Source organism: Citrobacter sp. Cpo221 (assembly GCF_030332345.1).
GTDB lineage: Bacteria > Pseudomonadota > Gammaproteobacteria > Enterobacterales > Enterobacteriaceae > Citrobacter > Citrobacter portucalensis.
In genome coordinates, this window is sequence record NZ_JAOWIA010000059.1 from 1 (window position 1) to 17072 (window position 17072).

Consider the following 17072-nt stretch of genomic DNA (forward strand, 5'->3'; position numbering starts at 1 on the left):
TTGTCATGCAGCTCCACCGATTTTGAGAACGACAGCGACTTCCGTCCCAGCCGTGCCAGGTGCTGCCTCAGATTCAGGTTATGCCGCTCAATTCGCTGCGTATATCGCTTGCTGATTACGTGCAGCTTTCCCTTCAGGCGGGATTCATACAGCGGCCAGCCATCCGTCATCCATATCACCACGTCAAAGGGTGACAGCAGGCTCATAAGACGCCCCAGCGTCGCCATAGTGCGTTCACCGAATACGTGCGCAACAACCGTCTTCCGGAGCCTGTCATACGCGTAAAACAGCCAGCGCTGGCGCGATTTAGCCCCGACATAGCCCCACTGTTCGTCCATTTCCGCGCAGACGATGACGTCACTGCCCGGCTGTATGCGCGAGGTTACCGACTGCGGCCTGAGTTTTTTAAGTGACGTAAAATCGTGTTGAGGCCAACGCCCATAATGCGGGCGGTTGCCCGGCATCCAACGCCATTCATGGCCATATCAATGATTTTCTGGTGCGTACCGGGTTGAGAAGCGGTGTAAGTGAACTGCAGTTGCCATGTTTTACGGCAGTGAGAGCAGAGATAGCGCTGATGTCCGGCAGTGCTTTTGCCGTTACGCACCACCCCGTCAGTAGCTGAACAGGAGGGACAGCTGATAGAAACAGAAGCCACTGGAGCACCTCAAAAACACCATCATACACTAAATCAGTAAGTTGGCAGCATCACCAGCGACGGGATACCTATTGCATTCCATATCAGATCATCAGGAACTTTCTTGTCCTGCAACCAGCTGAATATATTGTACGTTATAAAAAACAGAAATATAGCACAGCTAATGATCAGCATAATATTAAGCGGGAATTTTTCTGGTTCCTGATAGGGATTCTTGTTTGGTATCTTCCATTTCCTCATTTGCTTGTCCCCGCCGTTGGCAGTGTGGTTTTAATTGCACAACCACATGCGGCCCTACAGCCATCCACAACGACGCCTTTGCCGTCCATTGTCCAGGTTGGCTCAAAATCAAGTATTGGGAAGGTACCTTTGTGCAGAATACAAACCACAGTATCCCCCTGTAAAGCGACAGGAATTCCCATAAACTTGCTACCAGAAGCTTTATTGACATATCCGCCATTTTCCAGCGGATCGTTTAGCCTGATTACACCTTTCATATTATTTCCCTGTATCCATATCGCAGTGCATCCGGGTCCAGCCCTTATAGCCCACCACCTCCGGTTCTTTGTCCGGCAGGTTTTGATAGTTAGCCTTATAACCTTCCGTTAAATGGGCTAAGGATTCTTTCATAAATACCACCGTTCCCCACGCAGCACCTGGAAACTCAGGACTGGTATGGCCGTTCACATACTCGCCACCGGATTTATGCTTGCCTGGCCTGTAGAGATAATAGGTGTCATCAAAGTATTGATAATCTATACCCGGACCACCCGGCGCCAGACGCGGGTCGTCAAAAGGGTATGAGCTCATATACAAATGTCCTTGTGCAGTGGAAATAAATGCCTGATTATTAACCACCACCACTCTTTTTATTTCTTTTCCTTCAGGATAGTCGCGCATAATACCGTCTGAGTTTCTCTCCAGCGCCGGGAAAGAAGCCATATATATTGCGACCTGCCACGTTTGACCGTAATCTTTAGATATCTTGTAAGCATCTGGCTCCCATCGCGGTATCAGAATATACTTATCTGACGGGTGAATATATACTCCGGAAAAGATCTGATACGTTGAATAAACGCCATTTACTAATTCCTTATGTATATTCCTCCTGTTATCATGATACCAAAGTGCACCTTCGCAATCGAAGCCCTTTAGTTCAAGATACCGATTATCATCATAGCGATAAATAACTTGTGATGGTATTTTTTTTGTACAGGCAGTGATAGCGCATAGTGAAACTGCGCCGATTAATACTCTTATCGTAATTCCTGGTTTCATAATTCATCCTTAAACGTTAAGCGGTTTTGGCATATCCCATTGCAGATTATTTCCCTGCATCCATATCGCAGTGCATCCGGGTCCAGCCCTTATAGCCCACCACTTCCGGTTCTTTGTCCGGCAGGTTTTGATAGTTGGCCTTATAACCTTCCGTTAAATTGGCTAAGGATGCTTTCATAAATACCACCGTTCCCCAGGCGCGCCCTGGAAACTCAGGACTGGTATGGCCGTCCACATACTTGCCACCGGATTTATGCTTGCCAGGTCTGTAGAGATAATAGGTGTCATCAAAGTATTGATAATCTATACCTGGACCACCCGGCGCCAGACGCGGGTCGTCAAAGGGATATGAACTCATATACAAATGGTCCTGGGCTGTGGAAATAAACGCCTGGTTATTGACCACCACCACTCTTTTTATTTCTTTTCCTTCCGGTCTGTCGCGCATAACACCATCTGAGTTTCTCTCCAGTGCCGGGAAAGGAGCCATATATTTTGCGACCTGCCATGTTTGTCCGTAATCTTTAGATATTTTATATGCCCCTGGCTCCCACTCAGGCACAAGTATGTACTGTTCTGAGGGATGGATAAACTCACCCGAGAAAACCCTATAGATTGGATTGCCATAAATTGATTTGTGGATCTTTCTTTTTATGTCATGGTAAACAACATATCCTTCACAATCATAACCGATCAACTCCAGGTAGCGATTATCATCAAACCGGTAAATTACCTGTGATGGTATTTTTTTTGTACAGCCAGCGATAGCACATAGCGAAATAGTTCCGATTATTATTTTTAACGCACTTCCCTTATTCATAATTCATCCTTAAACGTTAAGCGGTTTGGGCATATCCCATTGCAGATTATTTCCCTGCATCCATATCGCAGTACATCCGGGTCCAGCCCTTATAGCCCACCACCTCCGGTTCTTTGTCCGGCAGATTTTGATAATTCGCTTTTTCTGACTCAACAAGATTATCCAGTCCTTGTTTCATAAAAATAACCATACCCCACGCATATCCTGGAGATTCAGGTCTGATGTGGGCATTCACATACTCGCCACCGGATTTATGCTTGCCAGGTCTGTAGAGATAATAGGTGTCATCAAAGTATTGATAGTCTATACCTGGACCACCCGGCGCCAGACGCGGGTCGTCAAAAGGGTATGAACTCAGATATAAATGCCCCTTCGCCGTGGTAATAAATGCCTGATTGTTGACCACCACCACCCTTTTTATTTCTTTTCCTTCAGGTCTATCTACCATATTCCCATCAGAATTTTTCTCTTGCCCCTGAGATGGGGACATATACGTTGCGACCTGCCACGTTTGTCCATAGTCTTTAGATATTGTATATGCACCGGGTTCCCATTCAGGAATAAAGATGTATTTATCCGATGGATGGATATATATCCCAGAGAATATCCTGAAGGAAGCAAACACTCCATCATATATCTCTTTATGAATATCTTTTCTAATGTCATGATACCAAAGTGCTCCCTCACAATAATAGCCTTTTAACTCCAGATAACGATTATCGTCATAACGATAAATAACCTGTGAGGGTATTTTTTTTGTACAGCCAGAGATAACACATAGTGAAATTGCTACGACGATTACTCTTACCACATTTCCCATTATCATAATTCATCCTTAAACGTTAAGTATTTTGGGCATATCCCATTGCAGATTGGGTGTCTCGGTATTATATATTTCATTATGTCTGGCAGGTTTAACCGTTGTTGAATGGCAATATTCGTTAACCACGCCAAACGCTCCTGTCGGTAAAATATCATCTGGTTTATTCATATATATTTTTGTTTTCCTGTCGTTTAGCTCTCCTGATTTATAATATTCAACTGCTTCCTGAAGACCATTACGCTTCATACGCCAGTCCCCGCGCAGGAGTAGCTCGGTCCAGAATTCTCCGCAGCGGTGATCGAATGCCCCGCATATCCCCACCGCCAGATCGAAGGCCATCGCTTTTACGGGGGCATCTTTCGACATAACAATAGAAGAGTGCTGGCTGTAACCAACCTGCTCTGATTGCAGCCATTCTTTTTGCAGCTCATCCGGCGTTTTTTCATAAATCAACTGAACGGTCTTATTGTATCCCCCGCCCAGAACAACGCCTTTGGTATAAGGCTTACCATATTTTTTGGAGAACATCGTAAGTTCAGTGGGCGTTAATTCATGGCCCGGCTGTAAAGAATCAAAACCTGCCCCGCTCAGCGTTCTGATGTCGGTTTCAGTGCGCGCAATAACCGTGGCTTTTGCAGAAAATGAGATGTCCTGATCGGGTGAACCCGGCGCTATCGAATATTTATACTGACTTCCCGCACCCTGTAACTGGTGTCTGAAGGTGACGGGGAGCTGCTCACCATTCACAACAACATCCGCAAATGTATATTGTCTGGTCGCCAGCGTATCCTGATCAAAACAACCCTTTTTTAACGCCGGCATTTCAAAAGGCACGCTCAGTGGGCTGCCGCCTATTTCAGGACCATTTTCGCAGAAAACCCGCTGGCGCAGATTATTTATGCCGCTGGCTATGTCGTGGGGGACTCCCCGCCAGCCCAACCCCTGGACGTTAAGTAATGAAACTACACTGTCATTGGGGCAAAAATAGTTATATACCTTGCCAAAGTTATTACGCGTATAGAGTTTATTCTTGCGCCATTGAGAATTGGTTTTACTCAGGCACAGCGCGCCTTCTAATTCATCGATCTCAGCCTGCGTGTGATATTCCCCCTTGCCATATCTGGCGTTGGTCGCCATCAACTGGCAGAAATTGCGGAACGTCTGCTGTCGGGCGCGATCCGTTTGATGATGTCCGGGCGTCATACCTTCAGCAGCCGTTTTTTCCAGTGCGTAGGGAGAGTGATTCAGGATCACACAATCGGCAGGATCGGCACCTGCTGCTTTGACCAGCATATTGGCCAGCATGGTAATTATCGTTCCCTGGGAGTGCGCAATGATATTAATTGGGTCGTTTTCAGTAGGTTTATTTTTTCGAATCATCAGGATTAAATCAGCCAGCCGCTGCGCGGCAAAAAACTGATAAATACGGTGCGGGTTATCATAAATAGGGTGCGTAAAATCCCCAGCATTCAGATGAAATGAAGCAAATCCTGCCGTAGCGTTCGCAGGGCCGCCGGAACCAGGGCCTAACATATCCGGAATAGTAGTTGTCGCATTGGCAAAGGTACCCCCGCCTTTGGCGTACACATCATCCAGCACGTTGCCAAAATTATCATTCTGATATTTCAAGGTGGTTTGGGGAATATGCCCCAGCTTTTCCAGCTTTGTGTTGTCATCTTCCTGATAGGCGTTGTAAGGCAGTTTTGCGGCGTCTCCTGATTTTGCCCGTTCTTCGCGATAACGCCGCTGGTCTTCTATATACGTCGCATGATCGACAGGTTTATATCCCCAATAAAATGGAATGACCGGGCTGCGTCCGGGCATTTTCACCTGCTGCTGCTCGCCATCGCCCATATCCATTTTGTACTGATGCCATTCATGCGGATACATATCCGTGCGGCCCAGACGTTCATTCAGGCCGGCAATGATCCCCTGCTCCTGATTCTGATAGGCCTCGCCAACATCGTTGACACCGTGCACAAGGATCACAATACAGGGCATGGGATACTTAACGGGCACGTCGCAGACAGCCATTTTTCCGCCCGTTGATTTAGGCACGCCCTGTACACCGGTCGCCACCACCCGCGGATTAAAGGGACTGTTACTCATTTGGCAAAATCTCCATTTTCATTTCGTCCATTTCAGTCATATCCAATAACGGCGTCATTCCTTCATCGTCTGTGGCGCCTTCAATGGTTTCGCCTGATGCCTTAGTCAGTCTGAATTTTGTCTTTTTCAGAACATCGTCCGGGTTGCCAGAGCCATGTAATTTAATACGGCGATGAAACTGCTCCTCCTGAAAGACAGGGGTTTTATCTTTCGCCGACTCCGGTCCGCTCCAGTCAAGAGAGGTGCCTTTCAACTGCACTTTTGCGGGAGAGAATATTTTTACAGAGCCGTCTTCATTTATTCTGATACCGCCACCACCGCACAAAAGCTGGATATTCTTCCTGGCGCTGATGGTTACGTTGCCGTTCATACTCTGAATATGAAAATGCTTATCAGAAAGCAGGCCAATTTCGCCGCGCTGCGCCTGGACGGAAATATCATCTTTTGCGGCGATGATTTTGATTCCGATAGCTCTGCTGAAAAGTGACAGGCCCTGTCCAACGGCCATTGAGAGTTTTTTAAAGACGTTAAAACTGCCGTTGCTGGCGGCGTTTAGCGACAAATCTTTGTCTGCTGATAATGCCATCGTTTGTGGTGTCAGCAGGGCCATACCGTGATCGGCGTAGGCCACCAGTCCCGAACGGGTAAGCTGTTCAAGCGCAGCGTTAAGCTGCTGCTGCGGCCCCAATTCGACATTTAACGCCTGCGCCGTCAGCGCGCTCTGCTGAAGTGACGTTGCCAGCGTAAGCGCGTCCTGAAGCTGCTGAACCACTGCGCTCATATCAAGCTGCTTGCCCTGGGCTTTTGGTTGCGCCTCGGTCGTGAGTAATATCCCCTTTGCCGCCCTCAGGACCGCGCGGTCATCGGTGCGCAGTTCTGCGCCTTCGCCGCGCGGTTTACCGCCAGCATCAACCAGATGGCCCATGTTCAATTGCGTTTTGCCGTACTCGGTACTCAGTTTGACGTGTTCCTGCCCGCGCCGATCCTCCATCCGCAGCTTATTCAGACCCGCAGTACGGATGACGTTGCGGGTATTGTTGCGACTGGTAACGGGATCAGGCTTTGGAGCATGATGCAGGGCGTGCGCAATAAAAGGTCTTTCCGGATCGCCGCCTTCAAACGCAATGGCGACCTCTGTGCCCTGGATTAACGGAAAGTGATGACCATAAGTATCACCGGCATAAACCCGCGCCAGACGAACGGGCATGCTTTCATAACCTTGCCTGTGCTGGTCGAGGTCAAAATCAAACTTCACCCAATAGCGACCCTGCACATCGATATGAGCATATTGGTCATTGTCTATTGGTGATGAAACGATCGCGGGAACAGTACCTGCAATACGTGGCCGGGGTAGCGGCTGAGGTCGAAAACAAACGTTCTGGCTGTAGGGAATACCGATAAGCCGGGACTGGAGCGCTGCATCGCGCCTCCCCGTCACCCGCATTGCCGTTACCACAAATCCAGAGGCGAAAGCATGTGGAATGGTACCGTCGATTTCCAGCACCATCCCCGGCACGATCGACGGACTGGTGGTCACACCGTTTAAAATGGACTGATTATTAAGAATAATTTCGTGATGCAGTTTGGCATAGAACCAGCTGGATTCACCTGGCTGCACCTCGGCAAATTGCGATCCCGGCTGATGATGGATATCCGCATAGCGATACTCTGTGCCATATGTCGTAGCCCTTTCCGCAGACACATCGGCGTCAGCATTTAGCATCAGCGAGTTTGCCAGCCTGTAATCAAAGTTCTTCGCCCTAACGTCTGCCGAGACAACATTGTGCTTTGATACCAGCTGATCGATCGAATAATCATTTGATGTCAGCCCTGCGTGGGATGAGTGCATAATCTTTTGATCAAAAATGTACTGGCATTGTGAATCACTGAAGATAACCACCATAATGTGCGAAACAGCATGATGATTTGCGATCCTGAACCAGATCCCAACTTCTGACAGGATGCGGCTGATAAACGCTAAATCCGACTCCTCCCACTGGACGATCATTTCCCGGTTGGGATAGATACAAACAAGATTATCAAAGTCGATTTCATAATCGGCAAAAGCATGTTCTTTGAGGATCTGCGTGACCAGTTTCGGCACATTTATGTTCAGGTAAATAGCCGAACGCTTGCGTCGTGAGAGTAATGCCAGCTTATGCTCCAGCCTGATTTCATACAGTGATTCATCCGCTGATGTACTAATAAGCGAAAATGACGTAATGACGCCTTCAATTTGCCGTTCATATAGCCACATCTCAGAACCTTGAATATATTTATTCCAGCTATGATTAGGTGCTCTGATTTTCAGCGAGCCTTCAATGTTAAGAAGTGAGTCAGGAGGGATGCTTTTTTGTTTTGATGTGAATGTAATTTTATAACTGTATGGTTTACTTAACTTTTCATGACCTTCAATTGTTTCAACATCCAGCAACCCTAACTTACTCTCGCCCCTTACGGAGAATAAATACTTATTAATACTCTCCTCTGAAACTATACCTTCCAGATTATAGAACCCTGATCCTTTTTTCATTATCGCATCCCTTACCAAAAGAAAGTAATACATAAGAAATAAAGTCCAGTCAGCATATCAACAATAATAAAAAAAGGTTGTTTTTTTACTGAAAAAATCTGGAAAGTAAATTAATTATTATTAGTCAAACACGTAATATAATCCTGGCATATAAATAAACGATTAACTGGCGCGATTTTAGATTCAATGAAATAATTTTTTAACAAAACGATTTATATAACGCCGCATTCGTTTTTCACCGCGAGGCAAAAATCAAGCAGTCACATCCAAATGGTTCCAAAAACTGAGGGGCAACTAAAAAAACAAAGCATTAAGCCAATGATTTGCAATAATATTTATAGAAATATTCTTTTTATTTATTTTTTTATTGAATAAATCACATCCTTCCATAAAAAAACACAATAAAATATAACTATTCCCTATTCTGCTGTGAGGGGAGAGGTAACTGGATTATGCCCATGTGTTCACCAGGAAAGATTTTGGTTTTCTCCCTCTCCCCTTGAGAGAGGGCCGCATAAAGGTCATCTTATCAGCCACAGGAGAATCAATGAAACGCTCCGCAATAAACGAGATCCTTGGCCACACGCGCCAGTTTTTCTCTCAGCACGACGTGCACCTCCCCCCTTTTGCCAGCTTCCCCCCGACCCAATGGCGCAAGCTTGATGCCACAGCCTGGAGCGAAGTGTTCGACCTTAAGCTCGGTTGGGATGTCACCGCGTTTGGCGGCAACAATTTTGCCGCGCAAGGGTTAACACTGTTCACCCTGCGTAATGGCTCGCCGAAAGGTATGCCTTATGAAAAATGCTACGCCGAGAAAATCATGCATGTTCGCGATGCACAGGTCACGCCGATGCATTTTCACTGGCGCAAGCGCGAAGACATTATCAATCGCGGCGGCGGTAATTTAATTGTGGAACTGTGGAATGCGGGGATCCGGGAACAAACGGAGGAGACAGACGTGAGCGTGGTGATTGACGGCTGTCGGCAAACCCATGCGGCAGGCAGTCAGTTGCGCCTGACGCCGGGTGAAAGCATCTGCCTGCCACCGGGCCTGTATCACAGCTTCTGGGCGGAAAAATGTTTTGGCGACGTGCTGGTCGGCGAGGTTTCGTCTGTTAATGACGACGACCACGATAACCACTTTTTGCAACCGATCGCCCGCTATAACGACATTGAAGAAGACGAACCTGCGCAGCTGGTGCTGTGTAACGAATATCGCCTGTTCCGCTAACCAAGGAGCGCATTATGCCGTTGATATCTCTCGCTGATGGCCTTGCCCATGCCCGTGAGCATCGCTATGCCTTAGGGGCGTTTAACGTTCTGGACTCCCACTTCCTGCGCGCGCTGTTTGCCGCGGCAAAGCAGGAACGTTCGCCGTTTATCATCAACATCGCCGAGGTGCACTTTAAATATATCTCGCTGGATTCTCTGGTCGAAGCGGTCAAATTCGAAGCCGCGCGGCATGACATTCCGGTGGTATTGAACCTTGACCACGGCCTGCACTTTGAGTCGGTGGTTCGGGCACTACGCTTAGGGTTCAGTTCAGTGATGTTCGATGGCTCCACGCTGGAGTATGAAGAAAATATCCGCCAGACCCGCGAAGTGGTGAAGATGTGCCATGCCGTCGGCGTATCGGTGGAAGCCGAACTGGGCGCGGTGGGTGGTGATGAGGGCGGCGCGCTGTACGGCCATGCCGACGAGTCGCTGTTTACCGACCCGATGATGGCGCGTGATTTCGTCGACAGAACCGGGATTGACGCGCTGGCGGTCGCCATTGGCAATGCCCACGGCAAATATAAAGGCGAACCGCTGCTCGACTTCCCGCGTCTGGATGCCATTCGCCAGCAAGCGGCAATCCCGCTGGTACTGCACGGCGGCTCCGGCATCAGCGACGACGATTTCAAGCGCGCGATTGGACTCGGCATTCACAAAATCAACTTCTATACCGGCATGTCGCAGGCGGCGCTGTCGGCGGTAGAAACACGGATGGCAAATCGCCAGCCGCTGTACGACGAATTCGCCGAACTGCTGCTCGGCATTGAAGAGGCCATTACCGATACCGTTTCGGAACAGATGCGCATTTTTGGCAGCGCGGGACGGGTCTGATGGAACGCAAAGGCGTTATCGCCGCAGGCAACATGCTGGTCGATCATGTACATCAAATTGTGCAGTGGCCGGAACGTGGCTGGCTGGCGGAAATCACCCGTAGCGAACGCGCCACGGGCGGTGCGCCGCTTAATGTGCTGCTGACGCTGGCAAAAATGCACACTGGACTACCGTTGCAGGCGGTGGGGTTAATCGGTCAGGACAGCGACGGCGACTACATCATGGCGATGCTGGAGCAGTATCACGTTAATCGCCAACACGTGCAGCGCACCACATTCGCCCCCACGTCGATGTCGCAGGTGATGACCGATCCCAGCGGCCAGCGCACCTTTTTCCACTCACCGGGTGCCAATCGGCTACTCGATCTGCCCGCGTTTGAGCAACTGGATACCTCGATGAAAATCTTCCATCTGGGTTATCTGCTGCTGCTCGACAGTCTGGACATGCCGGATGAGGAGTACGGGACGCGTAGCGCACGGCTGCTGGCGCAAATGCGCGACAACGGCTTTGAAACGTCGCTGGATCTGGTCTCACGCAAGGGCGACCCGCGCTATCAACCGCTGGTGATGCCAGCCCTGCGCCATCTAGACTATCTGGTGATTAACGAGCTGGAAGCCGGGGAGTTCAGCGGGCTGGAGATCCGCCAGCCCAACGGCGAACTGCATATTGCGCACATCGCCACCGCCGCACGCGAATTATTGAATGCAGGCGTGCGCCAGCGGGTGGTTATTCATTGTCCGGAAGGTGCCTGGGGTGAAGCGCCGGATGTGCCGGGCGTCTGGATCCCGTCGCAGTACCTGGCGCAGGAGGAGATCGTTGGCAGCGTCGGGGCGGGAGATGCGTTTTGCGCTGGATTTTTGTATGGCTGTCATGAGCGCTGGTCACTGACGGACAGCGTCAGGCTGGCACACGCCTGTGCGCGGGCAAGTTTGCTATGCGCGAATGCGATAGACGGTGCGAAGACGCTGGCAGAGTTGAAAGCAGAAATGGCTGACGCCTGATGCGCTGCGCTTATCAGGCCTACGTTCGCATCGTCCGGAAATATGCCTGATGCGCTGCGCTTACCAGGCCTACGACCGTATCAGGCCTACGGGGTCGTTATCGCTTTTGTAGGCCGGATAAGGCGTTTACGCCGCATCCGGCAACTGCACACGATCACGCCGCCTTATCGTGATGTTGCACGTCGGCGGCAAACACATAACCCAGCCCGCGCAGGGTTTTGATCAACATTGGCTGGTGCGGGTTGTTCTCTATTTTTCGCCGCAGCCGCATGATTAACACGTCAATAGTGCGGTCAAACACCTCAACGCTGTCGCTGCGCGTCAGCTCCAGCAGTTGTTCCCGACTCAGCACCCGGCGGGCATTTTGGGCCAGCGCCAACAGCAGGCTGTATTCCCCCTGCGTCAACTCCACCTTCAACTGCTGGGGATTATGCAGCTGGCAACCGGCGGTATCGAGATGCCAGCCATTGAAAGAAAGCCCCGTGGTTTGCGGACCGCCGCTTTCTGCCGTTAACACGCCAACGCGTCTGAGCACCGCCTTTACCCGAGCTACCAGCACCCGCGCATTGAACGGCTTACCGATATAGTCGTCAGCCCCCATTTCCAGCCCGACAACCACATCCGACTCGCTGCCAAGCCCAGTCAGCATCACCACCGGTAATCCGGGCCTCAACTTCTGCACCTGTTGTAGCACCATCAGGCCGTTAATATCGGGCAACATCATATCCAGTAATACCAGAGCGATATCCAGCTGAGTCTCAATGCAGCGCAGCGCCTCCTGCCCGGTGTGACAGGCGGTCACCGTAAAGACGTGTTCGCTCAGCACATCCTGTAAAAGCGTGCAGACAGCGATGTCATCATCCACAACCAGTATGGCTGGCTTCATTGTTTTTCCCCATTTCTGGCCAACTTAAATGAGTGTGATTGATTCTGCACAGAGTGACAGCGATAAGGCACAAGGATGTGCGGGAAACATAACCTCGGTCACACTGCCGGGCCGTCACGTATTGGAGATTCGTCACGTCAAATATGACGACAGCCTGCTTTTCGTCAGAGTTTTGCGCAAAATTCGCCCGTAATATCGACTAATGCCCCTGATAAAAACATGGCATAAAAGATGCATAACAAAAACGACAAGCGCGTATGCGCGATTTGATTAACTGGAGCGAGACCGATGAAAAAAGTCGTCACGGTTTGCCCATATTGCGCATCAGGTTGCAAAATCAACCTGGTGGTCGATAACGGCAAAATCGTCCGGGCTGAAGCGGCGCAGGGGAAAACCAACCAGGGTACCTTGTGTCTGAAGGGCTACTATGGCTGGGATTTTATCAATGATACCCAGATCCTGACCCCTCGTCTGAAAACCCCTATGATCCGTCGCCAGCGTGGCGGCAAACTGGAATCCGTTTCCTGGGATGAAGCGCTTGATTACGTCGCCAGTCGTCTGAGCGCCATCAAAGCGAAGTATGGCCCGGACGCTATTCAGACGACCGGTTCATCTCGCGGTACGGGTAACGAAACCAACTATGTAATGCAAAAATTCGCGCGCGCCGTTATTGGTACCAATAACGTTGACTGCTGCGCTCGCGTCTGACACGGCCCATCGGTTGCAGGTCTGCACCAATCGGTCGGTAACGGCGCAATGAGTAATGCTATCAATGAAATTGATAACACAGATTTAGTATTCATCTTCGGGTACAACCCGGCGGATTCCCACCCGATCGTGGCGAATCACGTGATTAATGCTAAACGTAACGGGGCGAAAATCATCGTCTGCGATCCGCGCAAAATTGAAACCGCGCGTATTGCCGACATGCACATCGCGTTGAAAAACGGCTCGAACATCGCGCTGCTCAATGCTATGGGTCATGTCATCATCGAAGAAAAACTGTACGACCAGGCGTTCGTCGCCTCCCGTACGGAAGGATTCGAAGAGTACAGCAAGATCGTCGAAGGCTACACGCCGGAGTCCGTCGAAGATATCACTGGCGTTAGCGCGCAGGATATTCGTCAGGCTGCACGTATGTATGCCACGGCGAAAAGCGCGGCAATCCTGTGGGGCATGGGTGTTACCCAGTTCTATCAGGGCGTGGAAACCGTGCGTTCACTGACCAGCCTCGCAATGCTGACCGGCAACCTCGGTAAGCCGAGCGTGGGCGTTAACCCGGTTCGTGGGCAGAACAACGTTCAGGGCGCATGTGACATGGGCGCGCTGCCGGATACTTATCCGGGCTATCAGTATGTGAAAGATCCGGCTAACCGCGAGAAGTTCGCTAAAGCCTGGGGCGTGGAAAGTCTGCCTGCTCATACCGGCTATCGCATCAGCGAACTGCCGCACCGTGCAGCGCATGGCGAAGTACGCGCGGCGTACATCATGGGTGAAGATCCATTACAAACCGATGCTGAACTCTCCGCAGTGCGCAAAGGCTTTGAGGATCTGGAACTGGTCATCGTGCAGGATATCTTCATGACCAAAACTGCCGCTGCCGCAGACGTTATTTTACCGTCTACGTCATGGGGTGAGCATGAAGGCGTATTCTCCGCAGCTGACCGTGGCTTCCAGCGCTTCTTTAAAGCCGTTGAGCCGAAGTGGGATCTGAAAACGGACTGGCAGATTATCAGTGAAATCGCCACCCGTATGGGCTACCCGATGCACTACAACAACACCCAGGAAATCTGGGACGAGTTGCGTCATCTGTGCCCGGATTTCTACGGTGCCACTTACGAGAAAATGGGTGAACTGGGTTATATCCAGTGGCCTTGCCGCGACACCTCAGAAGCCGACCAGGGTACGTCTTATCTCTTCAAAGAGAAGTTCGACACCCCGAACGGCCTGGCGCAGTTCTTCACCTGCGACTGGGTAGCGCCAATCGACAAACTCACTGAGGAGTACCCGATGGTACTGTCTACAGTGCGTGAAGTCGGCCACTACTCTTGCCGCTCGATGACCGGTAACTGTGCGGCGTTGGCCGCGCTGGCGGATGAACCGGGCTATGCCCAGATCAACACCGCCGACGCAGAACGCCTGGGCATCCAGGATGAAGAGCTGGTGTGGGTGAACTCGCGTAAAGGCCGGGTCATTACCCGTGCGGCAGTCAGCGATCGTCCAAACAAAGGCGCGATTTACATGACCTACCAGTGGTGGATTGGCGCATGTAATGAACTGGTGACCGAGAACTTAAGCCCGATTACCAAAACGCCGGAGTACAAGTACTGTGCTGTAAACGTTGAACGCATTGCCGATCAGCGCGCTGCCGAGCAGTATGTCATTGATGAGTACACCAAGCTGAAAGCCAGCCTGCGCGAAAGCGCGATGGGTTAAGCTTCCCCTGACGGCCTCCATTCGGAGGCCGTTTTTTTATGCACATAATCTCTCTATACTGTTCATTCCCTACACTAAATCTAAATATAAGATGAAACGACTTTTCGCCTTGATGGTGTTAATGACATGCTTTGTCCATGCCGAAGAGCCCGGTAGTCAGTTTTTGAAAGCCGCCGAGTCCGGAGACCGACGTGCACAATATTTCCTCGCTGATACCTGGTTTAGCTCAGGCGATTTGGGTAAAGCGGAATATTGGGCGCAAAAAGCCGCCGACAATGGTGATGTCGATGCTTACGCATTGCTGGCTCAGATTAAGATTACCAATCCGGTCAGTCTGGATTACCCCCAGGCCAAAACGCTGGCGGAAAAAGCGACCCAGGCAGGCAGTAAAACCGGGGAAATTACGCTGGCGCGTATTCTGGTCAACACTCAGGCTGGACACACCGATTACCCCAAAGCCATTACCTTGCTGCAAAACGCCTCCGAGGACCTGGAAAACGACTCCGCCGTCGACGCGCAAATGCTGCTTGGGCTGATTTACGCCAACGGCGTGGGTATTCCCGCAGACGATGAGAAAGCGACGTGGTATTTCAAACGTAGCTCTGCCATTTCCCGCACCGGTTATTCCGAATACTGGGCTGGGATGATGTTCTTAAACGGTGAGCAGGGCTTTATCGTAAAGAATAAACAGAAGGCACTGCACTGGCTGAATTTGAGCTGTACGGAAGGATTCGATACCGGCTGCGAAGAGTTTGATAAGTTAACCAATGGGTAGCCGTTGTAGGCCTGATAAGCGTAGCGCCATCAGGCAACCCGGAGCAGGTTGCCTGATGGCGGCGTTGACTTATCCGGCCTACAAGGCGGTCTTATCAAACTGACCTAATACTTCGCGCTCATAGGCCAGCGCTTTTTTGCGGTCAAATTTGTGTTCCCACTTGGAGATAACCAGCACCGCCAGTGCGTTACCCACCACGTTCAGCGCGGTACGCGCCATGTCGAGGATACGGTCAACACCGGCAATAAACGCCAGGCCTTCCAGCGGGATCCCCACGCTGCCCAGCGTTGCCAGCAGCACCACGAATGATACGCCCGGCACGCCCGCAATCCCTTTCGAGGTCACCATCAACGTCAACACCAGCACGATTTCCTGCCACAGCGACAGGTCGATACCATACAGCTGCGCAATAAAGATCGCGGCAATACTCTGGTACAGCGTTGAACCATCAAGGTTGAATGAGTAGCCGGTCGGCACCACAAAGCTGGTGATTGAAGCCGGTGCGCCATAGGCTTCCATCTTCTCGATAATACGCGGCAGTACGCTCTCGGAGCTGGCGGTAGAGTAAGCCAGAATCAACTCGTCTTTCAGAATGCGGATCAGGATCCAGATGCTCAAACCGCAGATACGCGCGACAATCCCCAGCACCACCAGCGCGAAGAACAGGATGGCAAAGTGCACCAACAGCACCAGCTTCGCCAGCGGCCACAGGGAGGCAAAACCGAAGTTCGCAACGGTAACGGCAATCAGCGCGAAAACACCGACTGGCGCGTAGCGCATAACCATGTGGGTCACTTTAAACATGGTTTCGGAAATAGAGCGGAACACGGTAACCAGCGGCTCGCGGTGAGTGGCCGGCAAAGAAGACAAACCTAAACCAAACAGCACCGAGAAGAAGATAATCGGCAGCATATCGCCTTTTGCCATTGAGGCGACGATATTGGTCGGCACCAGTGACAAAATTGTCCCCATCAAACCATGCGCGTGGCTCTGTACTTCTGCAGTCGTGCTTTGATATTTCGAAATATCCACGGTCGCCAGTTGCGACATATCAATCCCGGAACCCGGCTGGAACACATTAGCCAGCGTGATCCCAAGGATAATCGCCACGGTGGTGATCACTTCGAAATAGAGAATAGTTTTGGCGCCAATGCGGCCCAGCTGTTTTGCATCACCGACTCCGGCGATACCGACAACCAACGTAGAGATGACAATGGGCACAACGATCATTTTGATCAGATGGATAAAGATATCGCCCGCCGGTGACAGCAGGTTTACAACCAGCCATTCACGGCTGTCACTATGGTAATGCAGGTAACTCCCTAGCAGAATGCCCAGCACCATGGCGATTAGAATCTGCCATGCCAGGCTGACTTTCAAATTTTTCATAACAACGGACTTCCTCGATGGAGCGCTATTCCACATGCGGTGTGTGGGAATAGTACATACTGAAAGGGTATGATTTGTGTTGCGTTCGTTTATGGAGTTTTTTAACGCTTATTATCATTATCATCTGCATGGCATTCCGCGCAACCCTTTAAGAACAGGGCTTTTAGCTGAATTTATGCATAAAAATGCAATTTTGTCGCGGTATCGATGAATAACTTTTTGTTATAAAAGAATTTTAATATGTTCAAAAATGAAGAA

14 protein-coding genes are annotated in these 17072 nt (G+C 50.4%); 5 read left to right on the top strand and 9 right to left on the bottom strand.

Features of this window, described 5'->3' with window-relative positions; all coding sequences use genetic code 11:
* The 7 genes from OGY72_RS20120 to OGY72_RS20150 all read right to left on the bottom strand — a co-directional run.
* A protein-coding gene (locus tag OGY72_RS20120; RefSeq protein WP_249362192.1) for an IS1-like element IS1A family transposase occupies positions 1 to 658 on the bottom strand; the annotation gives its coding sequence in 2 pieces (ribosomal slippage) (positions 1 to 409 and positions 409 to 658; 659 coding nt annotated over the 2 pieces). This gene is flagged as partial in the annotation.
* 236 nt (positions 659 to 894) lie between these two features.
* Positions 895 to 1155, bottom strand: coding sequence for a PAAR domain-containing protein (locus OGY72_RS20125; RefSeq protein ID WP_003826683.1), 261 nt, complete (start codon positions 1153 to 1155; stop codon positions 895 to 897).
* Position 1156: 1 nt separating this feature from the next.
* Positions 1157 to 1936, bottom strand: coding sequence for a T6SS immunity protein Tli3 family protein (locus OGY72_RS20130; RefSeq protein WP_286549051.1), 780 nt, complete (start codon positions 1934 to 1936; stop codon positions 1157 to 1159).
* Between the two features lie 46 nt (positions 1937 to 1982).
* Positions 1983 to 2756: a T6SS immunity protein Tli3 family protein gene (locus OGY72_RS20135; protein ID WP_286549054.1), complete on the bottom strand. Its 774-nt coding sequence runs from the start codon at positions 2754 to 2756 to the stop codon at positions 1983 to 1985.
* Between the two features lie 46 nt (positions 2757 to 2802).
* Entirely contained in the window at positions 2803 to 3582 is a 780-nt protein-coding gene (locus OGY72_RS20140; RefSeq protein ID WP_286549057.1) for a T6SS immunity protein Tli3 family protein, read from the bottom strand.
* A gap of 9 nt (positions 3583 to 3591) precedes the next feature.
* Entirely contained in the window at positions 3592 to 5688 is a 2097-nt protein-coding gene (locus tag OGY72_RS20145) for a T6SS effector phospholipase Tle3 domain-containing protein (protein ID WP_286549059.1), read from the bottom strand.
* A complete protein-coding gene (locus OGY72_RS20150; RefSeq protein WP_286549061.1) occupies positions 5681 to 8254 on the bottom strand; it encodes a type VI secretion system Vgr family protein in 2574 nt (857 codons plus the stop codon). Before OGY72_RS20150 ends, OGY72_RS20145 begins: the two co-directional genes overlap by 8 nt.
* Before the next feature lie 514 nt (positions 8255 to 8768).
* On the opposite strand from OGY72_RS20150, the gene OGY72_RS20155 reads away from it, so the two are divergent.
* Genes OGY72_RS20155 through OGY72_RS20165 form a run of 3 tightly spaced genes read left to right on the top strand, consistent with a single transcriptional unit; the run spans position 8769 to position 11328 of the window.
* On the top strand, positions 8769 to 9452 hold the full coding sequence (locus OGY72_RS20155; protein WP_286549064.1) for a D-lyxose/D-mannose isomerase: 684 nt from the start codon (positions 8769 to 8771) through the stop codon (positions 9450 to 9452).
* Between the two features lie 14 nt (positions 9453 to 9466).
* Complete coding sequence (locus tag OGY72_RS20160) at positions 9467 to 10327, top strand: ketose 1,6-bisphosphate aldolase (protein ID WP_126319506.1); 861 nt, start codon at positions 9467 to 9469, stop codon at positions 10325 to 10327.
* On the top strand, positions 10324 to 11328 hold the full coding sequence (locus OGY72_RS20165; RefSeq protein ID WP_148362560.1) for a carbohydrate kinase family protein: 1005 nt from the start codon (positions 10324 to 10326) through the stop codon (positions 11326 to 11328). Before OGY72_RS20160 ends, OGY72_RS20165 begins: the two co-directional genes overlap by 4 nt.
* Positions 11329 to 11482: 154 nt before the next feature.
* Here the strand turns inward: OGY72_RS20165 and OGY72_RS20170 are convergent, their stop codons facing one another.
* The gene (locus tag OGY72_RS20170; protein ID WP_148362561.1) at positions 11483 to 12214 is read right to left on the bottom strand and encodes a response regulator; all 732 of its coding nucleotides are present in this window, start codon (positions 12212 to 12214) and stop codon (positions 11483 to 11485) included.
* A 288-nt stretch (positions 12215 to 12502) separates the two neighbouring features.
* Between OGY72_RS20170 and fdhF the strand changes: the two genes are divergently transcribed.
* Positions 12503 to 14650, top strand: a complete 2148-nt coding sequence (gene fdhF, locus OGY72_RS20175; RefSeq protein WP_081003612.1) for a formate dehydrogenase subunit alpha — start codon at positions 12503 to 12505, stop codon at positions 14648 to 14650.
* Positions 14651 to 14741: 91 nt separating this feature from the next.
* Positions 14742 to 15425 (top strand): Sel1 family TPR-like repeat protein YjcO, encoded by a 684-nt coding sequence (gene yjcO / locus OGY72_RS20180; protein ID WP_286549077.1) that lies wholly within the window; start codon positions 14742 to 14744, stop codon positions 15423 to 15425.
* A 78-nt stretch (positions 15426 to 15503) separates the two neighbouring features.
* Here yjcO and gltP read toward each other — a convergent pair whose 3' ends face one another.
* Positions 15504 to 16814 (bottom strand): glutamate/aspartate:proton symporter GltP, encoded by a 1311-nt coding sequence (gene gltP / locus OGY72_RS20185; RefSeq protein ID WP_003826659.1) that lies wholly within the window; start codon positions 16812 to 16814, stop codon positions 15504 to 15506.
* Positions 16815 to 17072 lie beyond the last annotated feature (258 nt).

Coding starts and splice junctions, on each gene's coding strand:
- OGY72_RS20125 (WP_003826683.1), bottom strand. CDS start 1,155: ATGAAAGGTGTAATCAGGCTAAACGATCCGCTGGAAAATGGCGGATAT.
- OGY72_RS20130 (WP_286549051.1), bottom strand. CDS start 1,936: ATGAAACCAGGAATTACGATAAGAGTATTAATCGGCGCAGTTTCACTA.
- OGY72_RS20135 (WP_286549054.1), bottom strand. CDS start 2,756: ATGAATAAGGGAAGTGCGTTAAAAATAATAATCGGAACTATTTCGCTA.
- OGY72_RS20140 (WP_286549057.1), bottom strand. CDS start 3,582: ATGATAATGGGAAATGTGGTAAGAGTAATCGTCGTAGCAATTTCACTA.
- OGY72_RS20145 (WP_286549059.1), bottom strand. CDS start 5,688: ATGAGTAACAGTCCCTTTAATCCGCGGGTGGTGGCGACCGGTGTACAG.
- OGY72_RS20150 (WP_286549061.1), bottom strand. CDS start 8,254: ATGTATTACTTTCTTTTGGTAAGGGATGCGATAATGAAAAAAGGATCA.
- OGY72_RS20155 (WP_286549064.1), top strand. CDS start 8,769: ATGAAACGCTCCGCAATAAACGAGATCCTTGGCCACACGCGCCAGTTT.
- OGY72_RS20160 (WP_126319506.1), top strand. CDS start 9,467: ATGCCGTTGATATCTCTCGCTGATGGCCTTGCCCATGCCCGTGAGCAT.
- OGY72_RS20170 (WP_148362561.1), bottom strand. CDS start 12,214: ATGAAGCCAGCCATACTGGTTGTGGATGATGACATCGCTGTCTGCACG.
- yjcO (WP_286549077.1), top strand. CDS start 14,742: ATGAAACGACTTTTCGCCTTGATGGTGTTAATGACATGCTTTGTCCAT.
- gltP (WP_003826659.1), bottom strand. CDS start 16,814: ATGAAAAATTTGAAAGTCAGCCTGGCATGGCAGATTCTAATCGCCATG.